Here is a 23451-nt window from a genome sequence, read left to right as displayed (position 1 = left end):
ACCCACTCCTCGGCGGCCGGGGCGGTTTCACGTTCCCGCGCGGTGCACAGTGGAAGCACCGAACCGAGGACAGAGGACGAAACATGCGGTGGTTGGGGGTCTGGGCGGGGCGCGTCGGCGCGGCGTTCGCGCGGTCGTGCGTGGTGGCGCTCGTCACCATGCCGGTCCCGGCCGTGTGGGCCGTGGCCGTGGCGTGGGCGGTCTGGTGGGGCGCGGGGAACCCGTGGTCGTGGGCGGGGCCGTTCGTGCTGGTGTGCGTGGGCACCCTCGGGCTGTCCCGGCCGGTCTGCCGGCTGGTCCGTTCGCTGGTGGCGAGGTGGACGGGCACCCTCATCCCGGACGGGTACCGGGAGGCCGGGCCGGTGGTGCGGATGTCCACGGGGTACTGGTGGAACGGCTTCTCCTACGAGCGCAGCCGCCGCGACGCCGTCCTGGACCAGAGACTGCGGATTCGGTGGAAGGACCCCGCCGTCTGGCGTGATGTGCGGTTCAGCGTGATCGTGCCGTTCGCCGCCGGTGTGGCGGCGGCCGTCCCCCCGGCCGGGCTGGCCGCGGCGGTCCTCGGCCTGGCCCAGGGGACGCTCGCCGGGCGCCTGGCCGGCGTGCTCGGCCTGGTCGTGGCCATCGTCACGGCCCCGTACGCCTGGCGGCCGCTCGTGCCCGTGGCCGTCCGCTTCCTGCGCCCCTCGCGCGCGATGGCGATGACCCGGCGGGTGGAGGAGCTGACCGCCCAGCGCGCGGACGCGACGATCGCGCAGGCCGCCGAGATCCGCCGGATCGAACGGGACCTGCACGACGGGGCCCAGGCCCGCCTGGTCGCGCTCGGGCTCGCGCTGGCGACCGCCGAGAGACTGATGGAGACCGACCCCGCCCAGGCGAAGGCGCTGATGCGCGAGGCGCGGGGCGGCGCCGCCGCCTCACTGGCCGAGCTTCGCGAACTGGTCAAGGGGATCAGCCCCCCGGTGCTGAACGAGCGGGGGCTCGTCGACGCCGTCCGCGCCCTGGCCCTGGACGTTCCCCTCGACGTGGCCGTCAGCGCCGATGACGGCCTGCGCCTGGACCCGCCGATCGAGGCCGCCGTCTACTTCGGCGTCGCCGAGCTGCTGACCAACGCGGTCAGACACGCCCGGGCGTCCCGGGCGCGCGTCTCCCTGTCCAGGGACGGCGCCGCTCTCGTCGTCGAGGTCGAGGACGACGGGCGGGGCGGCGCCACGGTGCGCGGCGACGGCGGACTCGCCGGCCTGCGCCGGCGCCTGGCGGTCTTCGACGGCACCCTGCGGATCAGCAGCCCGCCGGGCGGCCCGACCCGTTTCAGAATGGCACTGCCATGCGACTCGTTGTAGCCGAAGACCTCTACCTCCTGCGCGACGGGATGGTCCGCCTGATCGAGGCGTACGGGCACCAGGTGGTGGCCACGGCCGCCACCGGCCCCGAGACGCTGGAGGCGCTGCGCAGATGGCGCCCGGACGTGTCGGTCATCGACGTCCGCATGCCGCCCGGCCAGTCCGACGAGGGCCTGCGCGCGGCTCTCGCCGCCCGTGCCGAGATGCCCGGCCTGCCGGTCCTCATCCTCTCCCAGCACGTGGAGCAGTTGTACGCCCGGGAGCTCCTGGCCGACGGCTACGGCGGCGTCGGCTACCTGCTGAAGGACAGCGTGTTCGACGCCGACCAGTTCATCGGCGCCCTGGAGCGCGTCGCGGCCGGCGGGACCGCCATGGACCCGGCCGTCATCGCCAAGCTGCTGTCCGGCGGATCCCCGGGCCGCGGGCTCGAGCGGCTCACCGAGCGCGAGCACGCCGTGCTGGCCCTCATGGCCGAGGGGCTGTCCAACCAGGCCATCGCCCGCCGCCTCTTCCTCAGCGACGGCGCCATCAGCAAGTACACCACCTCCCTGTTCGGCAAGCTCGGCATCGTCGACGACCAGGACACCAACCGCCGTGTCCGCGCCGTCCTGGCCTATCTGAACAGGTCCTAGCCGGATCGGCGCCACCACCTCACAAGGAGAGGCCGGCTTCGGCCGGGGCCGCGTGAGGGAAGCCTTCCACCGCGAGTAAACTGAACGTACAGTTCACTTGATGGGAGGGTCCATGAGGGTCTGGTTCATCACGGGTGCGTCGCGCGGGTTCGGTCTGGAGATCGCCCGCAAGGCTCTGGCCGAGGGAGACGCGGTGATCGCCACCGCGCGCGACGCCGCACAGGTCAGGGCGCGGCTCGCCGGCGCCGGCGACCGGTTGCTGGCCGTGGACCTGGACGTCACGGACGAGGCCGCCGCCCGGCGGGCCGTGGCCGCCGGGGTGGAGGCGTTCGGCCGGATCGACGTGCTGGTCAACAACGCCGGCCGGGGACTGCTGGGAGCGGTGGAGGAGGCCTCCGACGCCGAGGTCCGCGCGGTCTACGACGTCAACGTGTTCGGCCTGCTCGCCGTGACGCGCGCCGTACTGCCGGTGATGCGCCGCCAGCGGTCCGGGCGGGTCCTGAACATCACCTCGGTGGGCGGGTTCACCACCGGCCAGGGGTGGGGGGTCTACGGTTCGACGAAGTTCGCGGTGGAGGGACTGAGCGAGGCGATGCGCGCCGAGCTCGCCCCGCTCGGCATCGACGTGATCATCATCGAGCCCGGCGTCTTCCGCACCGACTTCCTCGACGACTCCTCCCTGCACACGACCGCGCAGGTGATCGAGGACTACGCGCGGACCGCCGGTCAGACCCGGGTCTGGCGGGCCGAGAACAACCACGCCCAGGCCGGAGACCCGGTGAAGGCCGCCGCCGCGATCGTCTCCATCGCCGGGGCCGGCGATCCGCCGCTCCGGCTCCAGCTCGGCGCCGACTGCGTCGCCCGCGTCGAGGACAAACTCCGGCAGGTCAAGACCGAGCTCGACCAGTGGCGCGAGGTGGCTCTGGCGACGGCCTACGACGATGCCGGCTGACCAGGACCTCACCCCCCGCAGCCGCCGGGTGCGCGAGGCGGTGCTGCGCGCCGCCACCGAGCTGCTGGCCGAGGGCGGGCTGCCGGCGGCGACGGTCGACGCCGTCAGCGCCCGCTCCGGCGTGAGCAAGGCGACCATCTACAAGCACTGGTCCAACCGCATCTGCGTCGCCATCGACGCGTTCGCCCTGCACATGGCCGAGGCGACCCCGGTGCCCGACACCGGCTCGGCGCGCGAGGACCTGACCCTGCAGGTGCACAACGTCGCCGCGTTCTACGGCGGTCCGGTCGGCCGGGTCTACGCCCAGCTACTGGCGGCCACCGTCACCGATCCCGAGGCCGCCGAACTCCTGCGGCGGCGCTTCCTGGAGGGCCGGCGCGAGCTGATCCGCCAGATGTGGCGGCGCGGAGTGGAACGCGGCGAGCTGCGCACCGACATCGACGTGGAGGTCGCCCAGGACGTCCTGTTCGGGGCCATCATCTTCCGCCTCGTCAGCGGCCACGCCCCCCTCACCCCCGCCGAGGCGGAGGCCATGGCCGAGGCCGCCCTCACCGGCCTGCTCGCGCGGCCGGCCGGCGAGCCGGAAGGCCCCGCCCGGCGGTAGCCGCCGGGCTGGGCCCCGGGGGACGGATCGGCCGCGGCCCAGCGTGAAGATCGGCGCGAGGCGTCCCAGCCGCTGCCGACGTTGAGGTTGAACGGGTTCCCTTGATCCCCGGGGCCGAGGGAATACGTAATGTCGCCGATGCGCGGGCGCCGTACCCGGGATAGGGTCCGGGCGACGAAGCCGAGGTGATCTCATGCGCATGCTCACCGTTCTGCTGTCCGCGCTGGCCGTGGCCGTGGCTCCGGCGGTCGCCGCCGCGGAGGTGGCCGAGCCGCCACCAGCCCAGTCCCACGTCGTCTACCAGCGGGCCGCCTTCCGGGCGGGCACGGCCGAGGGCGTCGCGGCGGGGCGCGCGCTGTCGTTCAGGTCGCCCGCGGGCACGATGGAGTACACCGACGCGCTGGGGACGAAGACCTGGGAGTACGCCCGGTGGACCGGGCCGGAGCAGGCCGTCGGGTTCCCGGCCACGGAGCTCATCGCCTCCTGGACCGCGGACACCCCGCCCGGCACCTGGATCCAGGTGGAGATGCGCGGGACCAGCCCCGACACCAAGTGGTACGTCCTGGGCCGCTGGGCGTACGGCGACGCCGACATCCGCCGCACCTCCGTCTCAGGCCAGCGCGACGCCGACGGCACGGTGTCGGTGGACACCTTCGTCGCGGCCGGCGGCAGGCCCATCGACTCCTACCGCCTGCGCGTGACCCTCCACCGGCTGCCGGGGACCGCGCGCGGGCCGGTCGTGCGCAGCCTCGGCGCGATGGCGTCGGCCGTGCCCGACCGCGCGGACGTGCCGGCGAGCCCGGCGGGCGGGGCCTGGGGCATCGAGCTTCCGGTGCCGCGCCGCTCGCAGAACGTGCACGAGGGGCACTACCCGGAGTGGGACGGCGGCGGCGAGGCCTGGTGCAGCCCGACCTCGACGACCATGGTCATGGGCCGCTGGCATCGCCTGCCCACCAGGAAGGACACCGCCTGGGTCGATCCCGCCGACCCCGATCCGGAGGTGGACCACGCCGCCCGGCACACCTACGACTACGACTACGAGGGCGCGGGCAACTGGCCGTTCAACACCGCCTACGCCGGTCACCACGGGCTGGACGGCTTCGTGACAAGGCTCCGCTCGCTCACCGAGCTGGAACGCATGATCAGGTACGGCATCCCGGTCATCACCTCCCAGTCGTTCAAGGCCGAGGAACTCCCCGGGGCCGGATACAGCACCAACGGCCACCTCATGGTGATCATCGGCTTCACCCGCACCGGTGACGTGATCGCCAACGACCCCGCGTCGAAGGACAACGAGGCCGTCCGCCGCGTCTACCCGCGCGCCGCGTTCGAGCGCGTCTGGCAGCGCAGCACCGGCGGTATCTCCTACATCATCCGGCCGCCCCACCACCCACTCCCGCCCTCCGCGCCCGGCCTGCCCGCCAACTGGTGAACTCGCGTACGGCTCCCGCCGCCTCCCGGGCACGCGCTCGCGGCCCGGGCACCGGCCGGCGGTCGGCGGGAGCCGTACCGGATGAGGGCCGATGAGGGGGACGAGCCCCGCCCGGCGCGGCCGGGCTCCGTCCCCGGCTGCCCGCGGGACGCGGGCCTGCCACGGGCCCGGCCGGTCCTGGGCGGATCGGCCCCAAGGCTCAGGGAGCAGGCGCGGTGTCGGAGAAGCCGGCCCAGCGGCGCGGCGCGAAGGCGGAGCCGTTCCGTTCGACCTCCAGGGCGCGGGCGCCGCCGAAGTGCGCGGGGATCACGAGCGCGGTGTGGTCGGCCGCCCATTCCAGGACCTGGCGGCGTGTCCGTGCCGCCCCGGCGGGGTCGTGGCAGAAGCAACTGGACACCTCGGGCGCCAGCAACTGCACGGGCGCGTGCAGCAGGTCGCCGACGAAGACCGCGCGGTCGCCGCCCGAGGTGAGGGTCAGGACGCCGTGTCCGGGCGTGTGTCCCGGGGCGAGGGTGAGCTCCAGGTTCTCGTCGATGACGTGGCGCTCGTCCCAGATGAGCGCCTGCCCGGCGCGCAGGATCGGCTCGATCGACTCGGCGTAGACGGTGGCGCTGCGCCCGGGCTCCTCGGTGAGGGTGCCGGGGTGGAAGAAGTCCAGGTCGGGACGGGAGAACAGGTACCGGGCGTTGGGGAAGGCCGGGACCCGCCCGCCTCCCGCGTCCCGGCGCGTGTTGCCTCCCACGTGGTCGGCGTGCAGGTGAGTGCAGATGACCAGGTCCACGTCGGTCGGTGCCACGCCGGCGGCCGACAGCGCCGCCGGGAGGGAGGCGCCGGGCGGCGCGCCGGGGCGGCCGGCGCCGGCGGCCAGGCCGGTGTCGATGATGATGGTGCGGCCGCCGCTGCGCAGCAGCCACGATTGCACGGCCGCCCGCACGCGGCCCGCGTCGGCGTCCCAGTGCGCCGGGCTGAGCCAGGACCTGTTCGCCTCCCACAGGCCCGGGTCGCCCCCGGGGAAGTACCGGGCGGGGGACAGGGACCAGTCGTCCAGGTGGGGGACCATCGTCACCGCGACGTCGCCCAACTCGATCGTGTGCATATCCTGATCCTCGACCGCGCTGCCGGCCGCAGGAAGAAGGCACATTCTTGTCCACTGATCCCGCCGCGCCCCGCGCCGGCCCGGTCGTCACGGTCGAGGCGTACGAGAACTGCCCGGTCACCGGGCTGCTGCGCCGGATCGGCGACAAGTGGAGCCCGGCGGTCATCCGGCTGCTCGCCGTACGCGGCCACGGCTTCAACGAACTGGACCGGGCGATCGAAGGCATCAGCCGGCGGATGCTGACCCGCACCCTGCGCGGCCTGGAAGAGGCGGGCCTCGTCGCCCGCGCCACATCAGGTCCCCCCTGGGCGGGCACGGAGTACTCACTGACCGAGGCGGGGCGCTCCCTCCGGGAACAGCTTCTCGCGCTCGGGCTCTGGGCGGACGCGCACCGGTCCAGCCTGGTACGGCCGGCCGGGCCACGCGGGCCGCGCGGCTCCGCCTGACGGTCCCCGCAGAGGCCGCCATGACCTGGCTGGACCTCGGGGATCGGACCCTGACGGCGCGGCCGCCCGCATCGACCAGGCGACGAAGACCGGCCGGGCCTCGACGACGGAGTAGCAGACAGCGTCGGCTCCGGAGGAGCGCGCGGCGGACCGCCGCCGGATGCGGCCTCGGACTGCGCCCGTACGGCGGCGCTTCCGCGAGGAACGCGGAGACCAAGACGGCCGCGGGCGCCACGACGTCTGGGATCATCTATTGATCTACATTGTAAAGGCAGGGGTTTGTTTCTGGAAATCTCTCACCTAACAAACCTCCACGACTAAGCGACAGCGGGTCGCTCCTGGCGGAGGGGGAAGTGACAGGCGACCTGGTGGGTGTCGCCCTGGAGGGTGGGTTCGGTGGCGCAGATGTCCTGGGCCAGGGGGCAGCGGGTGCGGAAGCGGCAGCCGGTGGGCGGGTCGAGGGCGCTGGGGAGTTCGCCCTCGATGGCCGTGCCGCGGGTGGGCGTGTGGCCGGGGTCGGGTGTGGGGACGGCGTCGAGGAGGGCCCGGGTGTAAGGGTGGCGCGGGGTGCGGACCACCTCGTGGGCCGGTCCGGTCTCCACGAGCTTGCCCAGGTACATCACGCCGACGCGGTCGGCCATGTAGTCCACGACGGACAGGTCGTGGCTGATGAACACGTACGACAGGCCCAGGTCGCGCTGCAGGTCGCGCATGAGGTTGAGGACCTGGGCCTGGACGGAGACGTCCAGCGCGCTGACGGGTTCGTCGGCCACGATCAGCCGGGGCCGCAGGGCCAGCGCGCGGGCCAGGCCGATGCGCTGGAGCTGGCCGCCGGAGAACTCGTGGGGGTAGCGCTCCAGGGCGCGCCGCGGCAGCCCGACCTGGTCCAGCAGTTCGGCGGCGCGGGCCCGGCGGGCGGCGGCGTCGCCGACGCGCTGGATCTCCAGGGGTTCGGTGAGGATGGCGTCGACGCGCATGCGGGGGTTCATGGCGGCGTAGCTGTCCTGGAACATGAGCTGCACCTGGCGGTGCATGCGGCGGCGGGCGCGCGGGTCCAGGGCGGCGGTGTCGGCGCCGTCCAGGACGATCCGGCCGGCGGTGGGGGTTTCGAGGCCGGCGACCAGGCGGCCGACGGTGGACTTGCCGCAGCCGGACTCGCCCACGATGCCCAGGGTCTCGCCGGGGCCGACGTCGAAGGACACCCCCGCCACGGCGCTGACGCGGGCGGCGGTCTTGCCCAGGCCCCCGGTGTCGTACTCCTTGACCAGGTCGCGTACGGCCAGCACGGGTTCGGCGGGGTCGCGCGCGAGGCGTGGGCGGCCGGCGGCGGCGGTGAGGGGGACGGGTTCGGCGACCGGGTGCAGGCACGCGTGCTCGTGGCCGGGCCCTGCGGGGGTGAGGGTGACGTCGGTGGTGCGGCAGTCGTCGGCGGCGAAGGCGCAGCGGGGGGCGAAGCGGCAGCCGGTGAGGGGGCGGGACAGGTCCGGGGGCATGCCGGGGATGCTGTAGAGGCGGCCGTCGGCGGCCGATTCGGGCAGGGCGCGCATGAGCGCCTCGGTGTAGCGGTGGCGGGGGGAGGCGAACAGATCGGCGGTGGTGGCGGTCTCCACGACGCGGCCGCCGTACATGACGGCGACGCGGTCGGCGCGGCCGGCGATGACGCCGAGGTCGTGGGTGACCAGGATGACGGCCATCTTGAACTCTTCACGCAGGTCGTCGATGAGGTCGAGGATCTGGCGCTGGGTGGTGACGTCCAGGGCGGTGGTGGGCTCGTCGGCGATGAGCAGGCGCGGGGAGCGGATGAGGGCCATGGCGATGACCACGCGCTGGCGCATGCCACCGGAGAGCTGGTGGGGGTAGTCGTCCACGATCTTGTCGGGGCGGGGCATGCCGACGCGGCGCAGGATCTCCACGGCGCGTTCGCGGGCCTCGGCCCTGCCGGCGCCCTGGTGGACGCGCAGGGGCTCGGCGACCTGGGCGCCGATGCGCATGGTGGGGTTGAGGGAGGTGAGGGGGTCCTGGAAGACCATGCCCATCTCGGCGCCGCGGACGCGGCGTAGCCGCTTGGGGTCCAGGTCGCGCAGGTCGCGGCCGTCGAAGAGGATCTGGCCGCCGACGACCTGGCCGCCGGCGGGGAGCAGTCCCATGACCGACAGGACGGTCATGGTCTTGCCGCTGCCGGACTCGCCGACGATGCCGAGGGTCTCGCCCTGGTCGACGTGCAGGTCGACACGGTCGAGGGCGTGGACGGCGTCGCGTCGCAGGCGGATGTCGGTGCTGAGACCGCGCAGCCGCAGCAGCGGCTCGTGGGTTGTGCTCATGGTGCGTTCGCTCCTGCTAGCGCCGCCGGAGGCGGACCTCGAAGACGTCTCGCAGTCCGTCGCCGATGAAGTTGAAGGCGAGGACGATGAGGATGATGGCGATGCCCGGTGGATAGAGCAGCCACCAGTGGCCGCTGAAGGCGTCGGACAGGCCGTCGGAGAGCATGCCGCCCCAGTTGGCGGCGGGCGGGGGGACTCCCAGGCCGAGGAAGGACAGGTAGGCCACGTACAGGATCGCGTCGGCGACCTGGAAGGTGGCGTTGACGATGACGGTGCCGATGGCGTTGGGGATGATGTGGGTGCGTACGGCGCGGCCGCCGGTGCCGCCCATGCCGCGCATGGCCAGGACGTATTCGCGGGTGCGCAGGCTGAGGGCTTCGCCGCGGACCAGGCGGGCGGGGCCGAGCCAGGCGAAGGCGCCGATGATGATGATCAGCATGGGCACGGTGGGGGTGACGATCGAGGCCATGAGCATGAACAGGAACAGGGCCGGGATCGACATCATGGCGTCGACCAGGCGCATCATGACCGCGTCGGCCCAGCGGCCGGCGAATCCGGCGACGGCGCCCCAGACGGTGCCGACGACGGTGGCGAGGAGGCCGGCGGCGAGGCCGACGACGATGGAGGTCTGGCCGCCGAGCATGAGGCGGCCGAGCTGGTCGTAGCCGACGCCGTCGGTGCCCAGGGGGTGGCCGGGGGTGCCGGGGGGCAGGTGGACCTTGGTGAGGTCGGTGTGGACCTGGTCGGTGTGGTAGAGGAGCGGGCCGAGGAAGCTGAAGGCGGCCAGGAGGACGAAGAGGGCGACGCCGGCCAGGGCGAGGCGGTTCTCGCAGAAGACCTCGAGTCCGTTGCGCCACATGCCGCGGACGGGTGCCTCGTCCGGTACGGCGGCGCCGGGCGCGGAAGGGCCCGGGGTGGGGGTGCCGGGCGTGACGGGGTCGTGGCCGGGGCCGGGGTCGTGGCCGGGCGGGCTGGGGGCGGGGGTGTCCGGGATGGGATCGCCGGAGGTGGGGGTGCCGGGTGGGGGGATGGTCATGAGCGGCCCGCCTTGAGTCGGACGCGCGGGTCGGCCGCGGCGTAGAGCACGTCGGCGATCAGCGCGCCGGCCACGGTGGCGACCGAGATCAGCAGGGTGACGCCGAGGAGGATCGGGTAGTCGCGCTTGAGCGCGGCCTGCCAGAAGAGCAGGCCCATGCCGGGGTAGTTGAACAGTCGTTCGACGACCAGGGCGCCGCTGAACAGCGCGGGCAGGTACATGCCGAGCAGGGTGATGACGGGGAACAGGCCGTTGCGCAGGGTGTGCCCGATGATGACGCGGGTTTCGGACAGGCCCTTGCTGCGGGCGGTTCGGACGTAGTTCTCGTTGAGGTTGTCGACCATCGAGGAGCGGATGTACCGGGAGTAGACGGCGACGGTGAGGATCGTCAGGGACAGGATGGGCAGGACCAGGCCGGCGGGGTCGGCGAGCACGTCGGCGAGGGTGAAGCCCTGGGGGGCTTCGGGGGGCAGGACCGGCCACACCTGGGAGAACAGGATGATCATGAGGAGGCCGAGGAAGAAGATGGGGGTGGCGTAGGCGAGCAGGGCCAGGGCGTTGATGGTGTAGTCGGGCCAGCGGTTGCGCCGTACGGCCTGGACGACGCCGAGGGGGACGGCGATCAGGACGGCCAGCAGGGTGGAGGCCAGGGACAGCAGCATGGTCTTGGGCAGGCGCTGGAGGATGGCCTCGCCGACGGACTGGTTGAGCTGGAAGGAGTAGCCGAGGTCGCCCTGGGCCAGCCGCCGCAGGTACAGCGCGTACTGTTCCCACAGCGGCCGGTCGTAGCCCATCTCGTGGTTGAAGGCGGCGATCTGCTGGAGGGTGGCCTCCTTGCCGAGGATGGCGCGGGCGGCGCCGCCGGGGAGCAGGTGCAGGATCACGAAGGTGATCAGTGTCACCAGGATGACGATGACCAGGGCCTGGCCCAGGCGGGTGAGGAGGTAGCGGGTCACCGTCAGCTCTTCCAGGACCAGTCTTGGAAGTACATCAGGTTCATGGGGTCCTGGGGCTCGACGCCCTGCAGGCCGGACTTGTAGGCCGAGATCTGGTAGACGGGGTTGGGCATCCACAGGACCGGCAGGTCCTTGGCGAGGAAGTCGTTGTACTCGCGCAGGGCGTCGGCGTCGGCGGAGAACTGGGCCTTGTCGATGAGCTGGTCGGCCTGGGGGTTGCTGTAGCTGCCGAGGTTGACGGGGGCGTCGGTCTGGAAGAGGCGCTCGCCGGAGGCGAAGGCGGGGTAGTACCAGCTTCCCTGGGAGCCGAAGAAGGACATGTCCCAGTCGCACTTGGACTCATCCGGCTTGCAGGCGGGGGTGACGGCGACGGAGTCGGGGACTTCCTTGATGGTGAGCTGGATGCCGAGCTTGGCCATCTGGGACTTGATCTCGGCGAACATCCTGGTGGTGGCGCTGAAGCCGGACTGGCTGGTGACGGTGAACTTCAGCGGGGTGCCCTGGGGGATGCCGGGGCCGCATTTGGCGGGGTCCTGGCAGGTGGTCTGGCCGTCGGGGGTGACCTTCCAGCCGTGGGATTCCAGGAGCTGGCGGGCCTTGGCGGGGTCGAAGGGGTAGGCGCAGCCCTGGCCGCCGGGGGTGCCGGGCTTGGCGGGGACGGGGCCGCAGGTGGGGGAGGCCATGCCGGCCCAGATGACCTTGCTGATGGTGGGCTGGTCGATGAGCATCTGCAGGGTCTGGCGCAGGTAGGGCTGCTTGAACAGGGGCCCGGTGGCGGGGTTGTTGAAGTTGAGCTGCAGGTAGGTGATGGACCATCCGTGCCAGGGGGCGATGGTGTAGCCCTTGGACTGCAGGTAGCCCTTCTGGGACAGGTTGGCGGGGGGCACGTAGCCGTAGTCGATCTGGCCGGCGCGCAGCACGTTGAACTCGGCGTCGTCGCCGGTGAACGGCCGGAGCACGATCTTGTTCAGGTTGGGCTTGTCGGTGCCGGAGTAGGTGGGCTGCTTGGTGAGGACGACCTCGCCGCCGGGGGCGTAGCTGTGGAGTTTCCAGGGGCCGCTGCCGGTCTTCCACAGCGGGTTGGTGGCGTAGGTCTTGGGGTCCTTGGCGGCGGTGAAGAGGGTGTCGAAGGTGGTCTTGGGGTCGCCCTTGTCCCAGGCGTGCTGGGGGAGGGGGACGACGCGGTTGAGCTGGTTCCCGACGAACCAGGCGGTGTTGTAGGCCTTCTTGGTGGTGAGGGAGAAGGTCTTGGGGTCCTTGACGGTGAAGGTCTCGATGTTGTCGGGGAAGCCGCCGGGCTTGTAGGAGGCCCACTTGTCCTTGTTGGCGGTGACCAGGTCCCACCAGAACTTGATGTCCTTGGTGGTGATGGGGGTGCCGTCGGACCAGGTGTTGTCCTTGAGGGTGATGGTCAGGGTGCGGCCGCCGTCGCTGACGGCGGGGGGCTGGGCCAGGGAGCGGTCGGTGTCGATGTTGTCGGGGCGTGAGCCGTCGAGCTTGTAGGCGTAGAGCTTGCGGTACAGGGCGGTGGTGAAGATCTCGTTCTCGCCCTGGGTGAAGCCGGGGGCCGAGATCGGCAGGATCCAGGTGGGCGTGCGGAAGGCGACGGTGGCGGTGTCCTTGCCCTGGGCGCCGCCCGTGCCGCCGCCGCCGTTGCCTCCGCTGCCGCCGCCGCAGGCGGTCAGGCCGAGCCCGAGGGCCACCGCGACGCTCACGATGCGCGTTCTCGTCCCCATGGTTCTCCTCGTCAAGACGTGGGTGTGCCCTCCGGGGGCCGTTCAGTTCGGAGAACGTATAGAGGGAGCAAGTGCGAAGTCAATGCGAGAAACTACCTTTTTTCGGAGTACTTATTTCGGCTAGGGTCCCGGCTGGAGACTTCCTCCGGTGCTGTCGTCGTGCTCGATGATGGGTACCTGCCGTGTTCATCTAGTGAGGAGAGGCATGTCCGAGCCCGCCAATCTGCGCGAGCAGACGCTGAGCCTGCTGGCCAGCGGCAAGGCGACCTCCCGCGCGGATCTGGTGGAGGCCCTGCAGGTCGCGCCCTCGACCGTCTCCAGCGTGGTGCGCCGCCTGCTGGAGGAGGGCGTCATCCTGGAGGAGGGCGTGGGCGCCTCCACCGGCGGCCGCCGCCCCAAGATCCTGCGCCCCCGGGAGGCCGGCGGCGTGCTCGCGGTGGCCGAGCTGGGCGGGCGCCACCTGCGCGCCGGCCTGGTCTGGCCCTCGGGCCATCTCCTGGCCGCCGGCGAGGCCCCCATCGACATCGCCGCCGGCCCCGGCCCCGTCTTCGACGAGCTCGGCGCCGCCGTCGACCGGCTGCGCGCCGCCCACGCGCCCGGGCAGCGGCTGCTGGCCGTCGGCGTGGCCCTGCCCGGGCCGGTGGAGTACCCCCACGGCCGCCTCGTCGGCCCGGCCCGCATGCCCGGCTGGAGCGGCCACGACGCCCAGAGTGACCTGCGCGAGCGCTTCGGGGTGCCGGCGGTGGTCGACAACGACGCCAAGGCCGCCGCCGTCGGCGAGTACGCCACGCGCGGCGGGACCGGCGACATGATCTACGTCAAGGCCGGCACCGGCATCGGGGGCTGCCTGGTCAGCGGCGGGCAGGTCCACCGCGGCGGGCGCGGCCTGAGCGGCGACCTGACCCACGTGCGGGTGGCCGACAGCGGCGAGCGCGCCTGTAGCTGCGGCAGCCGCGGGTGCCTGGAGACGGTCGCCAGCGGCGCCGCGCTCGCCCGCGAGCTGGCCGAGCACGGGCTGCCCGTGACCCGCACCCGCGACGTCATCGCCGCCACCGTCGACGCCGACCCGGCCGCGGTGGCCCTGGTCCGCCAGGCGGGCCGCTCGCTCGGGGTGGCGCTGTCGAGCCTGGTCAACTTCCTCAACCCCGACGCCGTCGTCCTCGGCGGCGCCCTGTCGAGCCTGGACGTCTACGTGGCGGCGGTCAAGAGCATGCTGTACGAGCGCTGCCTGCCGCCCCTGACCCAGGCCCTGTCCATCGAGGCGAGCCTCGCCGGCGCGGACGCGGCCCTGACCGGGCTGGCCCGCCTGCTGCGCGAGACCGTCGACCTGCGCCCCTCCTAGCCGAACCTGCGCCCCTCCTAGCCGAAAGCGTCCACGCCTGTGTCCCGTCCCCTGCGCGTCGCCATCGGCGGCGTCCACATCGAGTCCAGCACCTTCTCCCCCCACCGCAGCGGCGCCGCCGACTTCGAGGTCACCCGCGGCCAGGCCCTGCTCGACCGGTACGGCTGGCGCGGCGAGCCGTGGGCGGCCGGCGTGGAGTGGGTGCCCCTCGTGCACGCCCGCGCCCTGCCCGGCGGGGCCGTCGAGCCCGCCGCCTACGAGGCGTGGAAGGAGGAGATCGTGCGCGGCCTGGCCGAGGCCCCCGTGGACGGGATGCTGCTGGACATCCACGGCGCCATGAGCGTGGCCGGCCGCCAGGACGCCGAGGGCGACCTGATCGCCGCCATCCGCGCCGTCATCGGCTCCGGCCCGCTCGTGTCGGCCGCGATGGACCTGCACGGCAACGTCTCCCCGGCCCTGTTCGACGGCTGCGACCTGCTCACCTGCTACCGCACCGCGCCGCACGTGGACGTGTGGGAGACCCGCGAGCGCGCCGCCCGCAACCTGGTGGAGGCGTTGCGCCGGGGAGGGCGGCCGCACAAGGCGCTGGTGCACGTGCCGATCCTGCTGCCCGGGGAGATGACCAGCACCCGGGTCGAGCCCGCCCGGGGCCTGTACGCGCGGATCCCGGAGGTGGAGGCCCGGCCGGGCGTGATCGACGCGGCGATCTGGATCGGGTTCGCCTGGGCGGACGAGCCGCGCTGCCGGGGCGCCGTGGTGGTGACCGGGACCGACGCCCGGGCGGCCGAGGAGGGCGCGCGGGAGCTGGGGCGGGCGTTCTGGGACGCGCGGGACGAGTTCGCCTTCGTCGCTCCGGCCGGGACGATGGACGAGTGCCTGGACGCGGCGCTGAAGGACGACGCGGCCCGGCCGTACTTCATCAGCGACTCGGGGGACAACCCGGGGGCGGGCGGGGCCGACGACGTCACCTACGCGCTGGAGCGCATGCTGGCCCGGCCCGAGATCCGCGACGGGCGGGTCCGCGCGGTCTACGCCTCCCTGTTCGATCCCGAGGCCGTGGCCGGTCTGGAGGGGCTGGCGGTGGGGGCGCCGGTGCGGGTCCGCGCCGGGGGCCGGCTGGACGCGCGCCCGCCGGGCCCGCTCCTGCTGGAGGGGACGCTGGAGGCGCTGGCCGACGACCCCGACGGCGGCCGGGTGGCGAGCGTGCGCGTGGGCGGGCTGAGCGTGTTCCTGACCTCGCGCCGCATGCAGTACCGCCTGCTGGAGTCCTACCGGCGCCTGGGCGTGGACGTGGCCGGCGCGGGGATCGTCACCGTCAAGATCGGCTATCTGGAGCCGGAGCTGTTCGACGCCGCGGCCGGCTGGATGCTGGCGCTCACCCCCGGCGGGGTCGACCAGGACCTGCACCGCCTGCCGTACCGCCACCTGGAGCGCCCGATCTTCCCCCTGGACCCCGGCGCGGACTTCGACCCCCGCCCCCTCACCGGCTGACCCCCGCCCCCGGCCGGCCGTGATCTTGTGATCCCGTCCCGGCGCCGGCTCCTTCCGTTGCCCGGCGGGGGGTCAGGCGCGGATCATCACAGCGAGACGGGACGGCGGCGGCCGTGTGTTCGAGGTAGGTGGTCAGCATCGTGCGGAGTTCGGTGTGGAAGGCGGGATAGTCGGGTTCGGGGTGGTCGCCGATATAGCGGTGCGTGAGTGACTCGATGGTGGTGATGACGAACCATGCGGTCAGCCTCGGGATGTCCAGCATTGCCGCGAGATGGCCGACCGCGGTGTCGTGGAGGGCGTGGAGTTCGGCCAGGAGCGCCGGTGGGCGGGGTGACTCTTCGAAGATGACGCGGTGGAGCCTGGGGTCGCCGCGGTGGGCGTCGATCGCGGCGGCGATGAAGAGGTCGAGTTTCGCCTCGAGCGTGTCGGGGAGCGGGCGTTCGAGGATCTTCCCGATCGCGGCGGTTCCGTCGTCGATGTGCCTGCGGACGAGCTGGATCAAGATGGCGTCCTTGTTCGGGAAGTACTGGTAGAGCGAGCCGATCGACAGGTTCGCGGCCTCGGCGATGCGGTTGGTGGTGCCGGCGGCGTACCCGTGCTCGACGAAGACGCGAGCAGCCGCCTGCAGGATTCGCTCGACGGTGTCGGCTGACCGCTGCTGACGTGGGGTTTTACGCGGCCGCAGCCGTTTGGGGTCGGCCATCGGAGGGGCTCCAAAAGCGAGTAGAAACGCGAGTAATCACTCATTATCGTCGGGCGTACTCGTCTTCCCAAGGAGCAGACATGAGCGAGTATCTGCGCTTCTTCCCCGAGTTGCCGCCCGCGCGGGGCCGGCACACCGAGGAGTGGTGGTCCTGGCGCGGGATGGAGATCCATATCGAGCGGGTGACCGCGCCGGAGGCGAGCGCGAAGCTGATCGCGCTGCACGGCGCCGGCGGCTATGGCGGCATGCTGCTGCCCTACACCCACCTGATCGGCGCCACGGACGCGGTGGAGGTCGTCGCCCCGGATCTGCCCGGCTACGGGACGACCCGGCTCAACGGGCAGCGCGTAGGCTACGACGACTGGGTCGATTGCGCCGCGGACCTCATCGTCAAGGAGCGGGACGGTCGGCCGATCTTCCTGATCGGAGCGAGCATGGGCGGCCTGCTCGCCTACAGCGCCGCGGCCCGCTCCGGCGCGGACGGCCTGATCGTGACGTGCCTGCTCGACATCCGCCGCCCGCGGGTGCGTACCGCCACGGCCCGGCTCCCGCTGCTCGGCAGACTGCCATTCCAGCTGCTCAGGCCCCTGGACGGCCTGCACCTCCCGATCAGATGGGTGGCGAGGATGTCAGCCATGTCCAACACCCCCGAGCTCAACCGGGTCGTCGCGGCCGACCGGCGCGGTGGCGGCAATCACGTCTCCCTGCGCTTCTTGCGTACGTTCATGACCTCCAGGCCGGAGGTGGAGCCCGAGGATTTCACCGCCTGCCCCGTCCTGATGGTCCATCCCGGCGCCGACCGCTGGACCCCGATCGAGCTCAGCCTGCCGTTCTACGAGCGGTTGTCCGTTCCCAAGCGGCTGGTCCGCCTGGAGAACGCGGGCCACATGCCGATCGAACAGCCCGGCCTCACCCAGATGGTCACCGCGATCCAAGAATTCGTCGCCAACGTGACAGAGCGCGTCACGAGCTGACGACGGGCGGGGGCCGGCGGTCTGCGCCCGGACGCGTTCTTGATGGGCCACGTCCGGTGGCGGCGGGGCCGAGGCGGGTGGGTCAGGGGTGGCGGCCGATGAAGCACAGGAAGGCGGTCTGCGCGTCGGCGCCTTCGGGCAGGGGGGTGCTCGGGGCGAACGCGCCTGTGGCCAGGAGGGCCGCGTGGTGCTGGATCAGCGCCCGGTGGGTGCGGGCGACGGCGGCGGGGTCCAGTGCCTCGTCGCCGCCGGTGGCGCGCGCCAGGTCCCAGGTGTGTCCCAGCAGTTCCAGGGAGCCGATCACGTCGGCGGCCTGCTCCACCGGGACCGGCCCGAGCGGGCCGCCGGGCAGTCGCCGGGAGGCCGTCGCCGGGTCGCGGAGTACGGCCAGCATGTCGTCACGCCAGGCGGTGAACGCCGTGGCCAGGTCGGCGCCGGGTGCCACGGCCGGGGCGTCGGCCATGGGGGAGACCGCGACGCCGTGTGCGGGGCGGGGCGGGGTCCGGTGGACCATGGCCAGGATGCCGCGGTGGCCGTTGATGACGTGCGCGACCACGTCACGGGCCGTCCAGCCCGGGCAGGGGCTCGGGGCGTCCCACAGGGGGGCGGGGGTGGCCCTGATCCGGGCCAGGAAGCCCTCGGCGAGGTGGGCGTAGCGATCTGCGATATCGGACATGTTGGACTCCCGGTGTTCGGAGTGGGGGTCATCGGGGTTCGAGGTCCCGGAGGACCTCGCCGAGGCGGCGCGTGAGGATGGAGCGCCAGCCGCCGCCCATGATCGTGCGGGCGCGCCGCTGGAGAGGGTTGTCGGGGTCGAGGCCCTCGTGGGTGAGGAAGAGCCGGGTGCCGCGGCCCTCGGGGCGCAGGGTCCAGGTGATGGTCCAGTCGGCGCCGCAGGGCTGGTCGGAATCGGCGTCGCGCCAGCCGATGCGGAGCATGCGTTCGGGCTCGAAGGCCAGCACCTCGGCCTGGACGGTGCCGGAGAAGCCGGTGCCCGGCATGGCGGTGGCCCGCATCGTGTAGCGGTGGCCGACCTCCAGGCGGAAGTCCGCGGGCATCAGCCAGCGGGCGATCAGCTCGGGCTCGGTCAGCGCGCGCCACACCCTGGCCGGCGGGTGTGGCAGGAACTGGTCGACGCGGACGGTGGTCAGATCGTCTCCGGTCACGACTCGTCCTCGTCCAGCGAATCGAGGAGCTCGCGCAGCCCGGTGAGCTTCTCGCGCCAGAACCGTTCGAAGGGGTTCAGCCACTCCTGCACCTCGTACAGGGCGGCGCCCTCCAGCCGGTAGAGCCGCTGCCGTCCGGCCCGGGTCTCGCTGACCAGCCCGGCCTCCCGCAGCACCCGCAGGTGCTCGGAGAAGCTCGGGCGGGCCATGGCGAAGTGTGCGGCGAGTTCGTTGACCGGTTGCGGCCCGGCGTCCCGCAGCAGCCGCAGAACCTCCCGGCGCACCGGGCTGGCCAGCGCCGCGAACACCCGCTCCGCAGAGCTCGTCTCCATGGCTGCCATGGGGGTCAGAAGCCCGCGGGGCCGCTGCCGTACGGCCTGGTGCGGGCGCCCGGGCGGCCCCAGGGCGAGAGCGCGGCGGCGCGGAGGTGCTCCGCCCGGTCGTGGCCGGGAACGGGCGCCGTGAAGGTCTGGGCGTGCGTGAGGTTCACACGCCCACTATAGGTAGGAAATTCCCTACCTGTCACGCCCTCCCGCCGCCGCCCCTTTCAAGGGTGCCGGTGATCAGCGGGCGGCGCCTTGCGCGAGCCGCGTGGACACGTAGCAGCCGATCCCTGGCTGCTCGGCGTGGCGCACTTCGCGTGCGGGAACTCGCGGAAGCCGGGCTTCTCGTACGGCGGCAGGGCCGCGGTCGAGATCGGGCGGCGGCACCGGCCGTCGCCGTCAGTCCTCTCCTACGGCGCCCGCTCCTCCGGCGCGGGGGCCCGCACCGCGCGCGGTCCCGCCGTACGGCGGCGCGCGCGGGGCGCGGGCCTTGCGGGGACGCGGGTCAGGCGAACTGGTCGACGCCGAGCTTGACGACGAGGGCGGCCACGACGCAGAGCAGGACGGCGCGGACGAATCCGGCGCCGCGGCGCAGCGCCATGCGGGCGCCGAGCTGGGCGCCGGCGACGCTGCAGGCGGCCATGGCCAGGCCGATGCCCCACAGGACGTGGCCCTGGACGGCGAAGACGGCCAGGGCGCCGAGGTTGGTGCTGGTGTTGAGGACCTTGGCCATGGCCGAGCCGTGCACGAAGTCCATGCCGAGCAGGGTGGTGAACGCGATGACCAGGAACAGGCCGGTGCCGGGCCCCAGGATGCCGTCGTAGAAGGCGACGGCGCCGCCGGTGACGGCGATGGCGGCCAGGACGCGGCCGCGGGTGCGCAGCCCGGGGCGGGCGGCGGTGCCGAGGGCGGGCCGGGCCACGACCAGGACGGCGACGATGAGCAGGGCGGCCATGACGACCGGGCGCAGCACGGCGGAGGAGACGGCGGCGGCCGAGGCCGCGCCCAGCCCGGCGCACAGGAGGGCGAGCGCGGCGGCGGGCAGGGCCACCGGCAGGTCCAGGCGGGTGCGGCGGGCGTAGGCGACGGCGGCGCTGGAGGTGCCGGCGACGGAGGCGACCTTGTTGGTGGCCAGCGCGGCGGCCACCGGCATGTCGGGGGCGGCCAGCAGCAGCGCGGGCAGTTGCACCAGGCCCCCGCCGCCGACGACCGCGTCCACCCATCCGGCCGCTGCGGCGGCGATGAGCAGCAGCACGACCTCCTCGGCCCCCACGATGGCCGCACCCCCGAACCCGTCCCCGACAATTCCGGATGGGAAGGATATAGCCGCCCAAACAGCGCCGGTGGGCGGGGGTTACGGTGGCGGGCGTGATGGTGCTGTTGCGGCGGTGGGCGTTCCTGATCCTGGGCGGGGCGCTGCTGATGCCGTACATGATGGCCGGGGCGGTCGCCGGCCAGCTCGCGGGGATCGCCGGGCCGGTGGGCGACCCGCTGCTGGCGGCCCAGCCGCTGGTGTTCGTGGCCGTCCTGCCGGTGGTGGCGCTGACCGGGCTGGTGCTGCCGGTGCGCGTGATCGAGCTGACCGCCGCGCGGGTGCTGCTCGGCGTGGCCGTGCCGGCCCCGGCGCGCGAGGCGCGGTCGTGGACCGAGCGGGTGAGCGTGGCGACCTGGTTCACGCTGCACCTGGGGCTGGGCGGGGTGGTCGCCGGGATCACCCTGGCGCTGCCGCCGTTCGCGGTGTGGCTGATGCTGCTGCCGGTGATGGGCGCGCGGTGGCGGCTGGACTGGGTTCCCGACTGGATGGAGTCCTGGGGTCCGCTGGTGGGGCCGCTGGTGCTGGCGCTGACGGTGCTGGCCGCGGCCGGGGCGGGCGCGGCGCTGGCGCGGCTGGCGCCGCCGCTGCTGGGCCCCTCCCCGGCCGAGCGGCTGGCCGAGCTGGAACGGCGGGCCGAACGGCTCGCCGAGCGCAACCGGCTGGCGCGCGAGCTGCACGACTCGGTCGGGCACGCGCTGAGCGTGGTGACGCTCCAGGCGGGGGCGGCCGGGCGGGTGCTGGACGCCGACCCCGCCTTCGCCCGCCGCGCGCTGGGCGCCATCGAGGACAGCGCCCGCGCGGCGCTGGAGGACCTGGACCACGTGCTGGGCCTGCTCCGCGAGGACGCCCCCGCCGGCCCCGCCGCCCGGGCCGACCGGGCCGGGGGCGCGGCGGACGGCGCGGACGGGGCGGACGGGGCGGGGGAGGGGCGGGAGCCGCGCGGGACGCTGGCCGACCTGGAGGGACTGCTGGAGCGGACGCGGCTGGCCGGGGTGCCGGTGGAGGCGGACGTGCGGGGGGACCTGGCGGCGCTGCCGGCGGCGATCTCGCGCGAGGCGTACCGGATCGTGCAGGAGGGGCTGACCAACGCGCTGCGGCACGCCGGGGCGGTGCCCGTTACGCTGCGGCTTGCGGCCGGGCCGGACCGGCTGGAGGTCGAGCTGGCCAACGAGGTCGGGCCGCGGGCGCGCGCCGCGCGGGCCGGCCGGGGCGGAAGGGGGTTGCGCGGGATGCGCGAGCGGGTGGCGGTGTTCCGGGGCGAGATGAGCGCCGGGGAGCGGGACGGGCGGTGGCGCGTGCGCGTGTGCCTGCCGTACGGCGGCGCCCGGTGAGCGCGGCGCCGGGCGGGCCGGTGGACGGGCCGGTGGACGGGCCGGCGGGCGGCGGGGCGCCGGTGCGGGTGCTGATCGCCGACGATGAGGACCTGGTGCGGGCGGGGCTGCGCGCGATCGTGGACGCCGAGCCGGACCTGTGCGTGGTCGCCGAGGCCGCCGACGGGGCCGAGGCGGTCTCGCAGGTCAACCGGCACCGCCCGGACGTGGTGCTGATGGACGTGCGCATGCCCGCCGTGGACGGGATCGCCGCCACGCGCCGCATCCTGGCCGCCGCGCCGCCGGGGGCCGCGCCCAAGATCGTGGTCGTGACGACGTTCGAGAACGACGACTACGTCTATGAGGCGCTGCGGGCGGGCGCGGCGGGGTTCCTGCTCAAGCGGGCGCGGCCGGAGGAGTTCGTGCAGGCGGTGCGGCTGGTGGCGCGGGGCGACTCGCTGCTGTACCCGGCGGCGATCCGCGACCTGGCCGCCGCGCGGGGCGCGGCCCCGGGGGCGCGGCTGCCGGAGCTGACCGCGCGCGAGGCCGAGGTGCTGCGGCTGATGGCGGGCGGGCTGTCCAACGCCGAGATCGCCGGGGAGCTGCACCTGGGGGTGGAGACGGTCAAGACGCATGTGGGCAACCTGCTGGCCAAGCTGTCGGCCCGGGACCGCACCCAGGCCGTGATCGCCGCCTACGAGTCCGGGTTCGTCACCCCCGGCGGCTGACCCGTCCCGGTCCCGCTCGCCGCCGGGCGGCCGGGCTGCCCCGGGGGCGTGCCGGTGGGGTCGGGACCGCCCGGCGGCGGGTCGCACGTGCGCACGGCCGTGCCGATGAAGGACCGGGCCCGGGGGGAGACGCCCGCCGTGCGCCAGACCAGGGCGTACTCGAACGGCGCGACGTCGTGGAAGGGGACGTAGACCAGGTTGGGGCGGGGGTAGTAGCGGGCGCCCTGGGCGGCGGAGATGGTGACGCCCTCGCCGGCCGCGACCAGGGCGAGCAGTTCCTGCCAGTACCGGGTCGTGGTCGAGTGGGGGATGGGCCGCCCGGACGGGGTGCGGCCGGGCATGTGATGCGCCCGGAAGTAGCCGGGCATGTCGCCGGTGACCAGCAGGTTCTCGCCCGCCAGATCCTCGATCGACACCGACGCGCGGCCGGCCAGGCGGTGGGAGGCGGAGACGGCGAGCACGGTCGCGTCGCGCAGGAGCACCGGTCCCACGGTCAGGTCGGGCTCCTCGACGGGCAGTTCGACGACCTGCAGGTCGAGCTCGCCCCGGCGCAGCGGGCCGTACCGGTCGGACAGGTGGACCTCGCGGATCCGCACCTGGCAGCGGGGGTGGGAGGCGCGGAACGCCTCGACCACGCCCATGACCCGCTCGCTGGCCGCGGGGCTGGAGAAGCCCACGCGCAGCACGCCGCCGCCCCCCTGCGCGCTGTCGGCGGCGGTGGCCAGGGCGTCCAGGACGCCCAGGTAGTGGGGCCGCAGGTCCTCGCGCAGCCGGCCGCCGAGCGGGGTCAGCGCCACCTTGCGGCTGGTGCGCTCGAACAGCGGGCCGCCGACCCGGCGTTCCAGGGCCTGGGTCATCTGGCTGACCCGGGCGCGCGAGACGTGCAGCCGGTCGGCCGCGCGGCCGAAATGCAGTTCCTCGGCCAGCGTCAGAAACGTCTCCAGTTCCTGCCAGTTCACCGGCGCCTCCCATCGGTAAGGGCACCTTACCCAACGGTGAGAACTTCGCCATTGTTCGTGGCGATCTGTCGGATTCACACTGTCTCCGGCGGACGACTACCGGCGGCGAGGGGCGGAACGACACGATGACCAGGCAGCGCATCGAACTGGCGGCGGTGTCGCCCCGGGCCGTTGACCTGCTCATCGAGTTGGAGGACGTGCTGCGGCGCGAGGGGCTGAGCGACGACCGGCTGCGCGAACTGGCGCGCATCCGGGTCGCCCAGCTCAACGGCTGCGCGTACTTCCTGGCCCGGCGCTCAGCGGAGGCGATCCGCCTGGGTGAGGGCCAGGACCGGCTCAACGAGCTCGCCGGCTGGCGCGACTCGCGCCGGTTCACCGAGACCGAACGGGCCGCCCTGGCCCTCACCGAGGTGATGACCCGGCTCCCCGCCGACGGCGTGCCCGACGAGGTGTACGGCGCGGCGGAGAACCTGCTCGGTCCTTACAACCTCGCGAACCTGATCATGGCCGTGTCCGTCGCGAACGCGCTCGACCGCATGTGCCTGACCGCGAGGATCTCCCCTCCCCAGTAGGCCTCCCCAGGCCC

At 73.6% G+C, this 23451-nt stretch carries 24 protein-coding genes; 12 read left to right on the top strand and 12 right to left on the bottom strand.

From position 1 onward, the window contains the following. Positions 1 to 83: 83 nt before the first annotated feature. The 5 genes from D5H75_RS00455 to D5H75_RS00435 all read left to right on the top strand — a co-directional run bounded on the left by D5H75_RS00455 (position 84) and on the right by D5H75_RS00435 (position 4963). Positions 84 to 1343, top strand: a complete 1260-nt coding sequence (locus tag D5H75_RS00455) for a sensor histidine kinase (protein ID WP_119924307.1) — start codon at positions 84 to 86, stop codon at positions 1341 to 1343. Next, on the top strand, positions 1328 to 1975 hold the full coding sequence (locus tag D5H75_RS00450; protein WP_119924306.1) for a response regulator transcription factor: 648 nt from the start codon (positions 1328 to 1330) through the stop codon (positions 1973 to 1975). Before D5H75_RS00455 ends, D5H75_RS00450 begins: the two co-directional genes overlap by 16 nt. Before the next feature lie 112 nt (positions 1976 to 2087). Next, positions 2088 to 2927, top strand: coding sequence for an oxidoreductase (locus D5H75_RS00445; protein ID WP_119924305.1), 840 nt, complete (start codon positions 2088 to 2090; stop codon positions 2925 to 2927). Beyond that, positions 2917 to 3531 carry a TetR/AcrR family transcriptional regulator gene (locus tag D5H75_RS00440; protein ID WP_119924304.1) on the top strand — a complete coding sequence of 205 codons (615 nt, stop codon included), beginning with the start codon at positions 2917 to 2919 and terminating at the stop codon, positions 3529 to 3531. The genes D5H75_RS00445 and D5H75_RS00440 overlap by 11 nt, the downstream gene beginning before the upstream one ends. A gap of 193 nt (positions 3532 to 3724) precedes the next feature. Next, complete coding sequence (locus D5H75_RS00435) at positions 3725 to 4963, top strand: C39 family peptidase (protein ID WP_119924303.1); 1239 nt, start codon at positions 3725 to 3727, stop codon at positions 4961 to 4963. A gap of 199 nt (positions 4964 to 5162) precedes the next feature. On the opposite strand, the gene D5H75_RS00430 is transcribed toward D5H75_RS00435, so the two are convergent. After that, positions 5163 to 6059: an MBL fold metallo-hydrolase gene (locus D5H75_RS00430; RefSeq protein ID WP_119924302.1), complete on the bottom strand. Its 897-nt coding sequence runs from the start codon at positions 6057 to 6059 to the stop codon at positions 5163 to 5165. 47 nt (positions 6060 to 6106) lie between these two features. Here D5H75_RS00430 and D5H75_RS00425 point away from each other — a divergent pair, with 47 nt between their 5' ends. Beyond that, positions 6107 to 6505 (top strand): winged helix-turn-helix transcriptional regulator, encoded by a 399-nt coding sequence (locus tag D5H75_RS00425; RefSeq protein ID WP_119924301.1) that lies wholly within the window; start codon positions 6107 to 6109, stop codon positions 6503 to 6505. A gap of 317 nt (positions 6506 to 6822) precedes the next feature. Here the strand turns inward: D5H75_RS00425 and D5H75_RS00420 are convergent, their stop codons facing one another. The 4 genes from D5H75_RS00420 to D5H75_RS00405 are packed head-to-tail and all read right to left on the bottom strand — an operon-like array spanning position 6823 to position 12554. Further along, the gene (locus tag D5H75_RS00420; RefSeq protein ID WP_119924300.1) at positions 6823 to 8826 is read right to left on the bottom strand and encodes an ABC transporter ATP-binding protein; all 2004 of its coding nucleotides are present in this window, start codon (positions 8824 to 8826) and stop codon (positions 6823 to 6825) included. 16 nt (positions 8827 to 8842) lie between these two features. Beyond that, complete coding sequence (locus tag D5H75_RS00415; RefSeq protein ID WP_242453915.1) at positions 8843 to 9862, bottom strand: ABC transporter permease; 1020 nt, start codon at positions 9860 to 9862, stop codon at positions 8843 to 8845. Then, entirely contained in the window at positions 9859 to 10818 is a 960-nt protein-coding gene (locus D5H75_RS00410) for an ABC transporter permease (RefSeq protein ID WP_119924299.1), read from the bottom strand. Before D5H75_RS00410 ends, D5H75_RS00415 begins: the two co-directional genes overlap by 4 nt. Before the next feature lie 2 nt (positions 10819 to 10820). Beyond that, positions 10821 to 12554, bottom strand: a complete 1734-nt coding sequence (locus tag D5H75_RS00405; RefSeq protein WP_119924298.1) for a peptide ABC transporter substrate-binding protein — start codon at positions 12552 to 12554, stop codon at positions 10821 to 10823. Between the two features lie 205 nt (positions 12555 to 12759). Between D5H75_RS00405 and D5H75_RS00400 the strand changes: the two genes are divergently transcribed. Both D5H75_RS00400 and D5H75_RS00395 read left to right on the top strand, forming a co-directional pair. Continuing rightward, complete coding sequence (locus D5H75_RS00400; protein WP_119924297.1) at positions 12760 to 13896, top strand: ROK family transcriptional regulator; 1137 nt, start codon at positions 12760 to 12762, stop codon at positions 13894 to 13896. Between the two features lie 39 nt (positions 13897 to 13935). Further along, entirely contained in the window at positions 13936 to 15387 is a 1452-nt protein-coding gene (locus D5H75_RS00395) for a M81 family metallopeptidase (protein ID WP_119924296.1), read from the top strand. Here D5H75_RS00395 and D5H75_RS00390 read toward each other — a convergent pair. Continuing rightward, the gene (locus tag D5H75_RS00390) at positions 15377 to 16090 is read right to left on the bottom strand and encodes a TetR/AcrR family transcriptional regulator (RefSeq protein ID WP_119924295.1); all 714 of its coding nucleotides are present in this window, start codon (positions 16088 to 16090) and stop codon (positions 15377 to 15379) included. The two genes, D5H75_RS00395 and D5H75_RS00390, sit on opposite strands and share 11 nt — an antisense overlap. A gap of 80 nt (positions 16091 to 16170) precedes the next feature. Here D5H75_RS00390 and D5H75_RS00385 point away from each other — a divergent pair, with 80 nt between their 5' ends. After that, positions 16171 to 17064: an alpha/beta hydrolase gene (locus D5H75_RS00385; protein WP_119924294.1), complete on the top strand. Its 894-nt coding sequence runs from the start codon at positions 16171 to 16173 to the stop codon at positions 17062 to 17064. A gap of 82 nt (positions 17065 to 17146) precedes the next feature. Here the strand turns inward: D5H75_RS00385 and D5H75_RS00380 are convergent, their stop codons facing one another. From D5H75_RS00380 to D5H75_RS00365, 5 genes are all read right to left on the bottom strand, one after another. After that, a complete protein-coding gene (locus D5H75_RS00380) occupies positions 17147 to 17740 on the bottom strand; it encodes a TIGR03086 family metal-binding protein (RefSeq protein WP_119924293.1) in 594 nt (197 codons plus the stop codon). A 28-nt stretch (positions 17741 to 17768) separates the two neighbouring features. After that, positions 17769 to 18230, bottom strand: coding sequence for an SRPBCC family protein (locus D5H75_RS00375; RefSeq protein WP_119924292.1), 462 nt, complete (start codon positions 18228 to 18230; stop codon positions 17769 to 17771). After that, on the bottom strand, positions 18227 to 18562 hold the full coding sequence (locus D5H75_RS00370) for an ArsR/SmtB family transcription factor (RefSeq protein WP_202637688.1): 336 nt from the start codon (positions 18560 to 18562) through the stop codon (positions 18227 to 18229). The genes D5H75_RS00375 and D5H75_RS00370 overlap by 4 nt, the downstream gene beginning before the upstream one ends. Before the next feature lie 14 nt (positions 18563 to 18576). Next, positions 18577 to 18720 (bottom strand): hypothetical protein, encoded by a 144-nt coding sequence (locus D5H75_RS41145; protein WP_202637687.1) that lies wholly within the window; start codon positions 18718 to 18720, stop codon positions 18577 to 18579. A gap of 338 nt (positions 18721 to 19058) precedes the next feature. Beyond that, positions 19059 to 19826 (bottom strand): TSUP family transporter, encoded by a 768-nt coding sequence (locus D5H75_RS00365; protein ID WP_119924290.1) that lies wholly within the window; start codon positions 19824 to 19826, stop codon positions 19059 to 19061. Between the two features lie 98 nt (positions 19827 to 19924). Here D5H75_RS00365 and D5H75_RS41140 point away from each other — a divergent pair, with 98 nt between their 5' ends. Further along, positions 19925 to 21199 (top strand): sensor histidine kinase, encoded by a 1275-nt coding sequence (locus D5H75_RS41140; RefSeq protein ID WP_242453984.1) that lies wholly within the window; start codon positions 19925 to 19927, stop codon positions 21197 to 21199. Between the two features lie 32 nt (positions 21200 to 21231). Further along, the gene (locus tag D5H75_RS41135) at positions 21232 to 21906 is read left to right on the top strand and encodes a response regulator transcription factor (protein ID WP_202637817.1); all 675 of its coding nucleotides are present in this window, start codon (positions 21232 to 21234) and stop codon (positions 21904 to 21906) included. Here D5H75_RS41135 and D5H75_RS00355 read toward each other — a convergent pair. Beyond that, positions 21873 to 22865: a LysR family transcriptional regulator gene (locus tag D5H75_RS00355; RefSeq protein WP_202637686.1), complete on the bottom strand. Its 993-nt coding sequence runs from the start codon at positions 22863 to 22865 to the stop codon at positions 21873 to 21875. The two genes, D5H75_RS41135 and D5H75_RS00355, sit on opposite strands and share 34 nt — an antisense overlap. Positions 22866 to 22990: 125 nt before the next feature. On the opposite strand from D5H75_RS00355, the gene D5H75_RS00350 reads away from it, so the two are divergent. Further along, positions 22991 to 23437, top strand: coding sequence for a carboxymuconolactone decarboxylase family protein (locus D5H75_RS00350; RefSeq protein ID WP_119924289.1), 447 nt, complete (start codon positions 22991 to 22993; stop codon positions 23435 to 23437). Positions 23438 to 23451 lie beyond the last annotated feature (14 nt).

The sequence above is a fragment of the Bailinhaonella thermotolerans genome, from assembly GCF_003594875.1.
Classification (GTDB): Bacteria; Actinomycetota; Actinomycetes; order Streptosporangiales; family Streptosporangiaceae; genus Bailinhaonella; species Bailinhaonella thermotolerans.
This window is presented reverse-complemented; position numbering and strand designations above follow the sequence as displayed.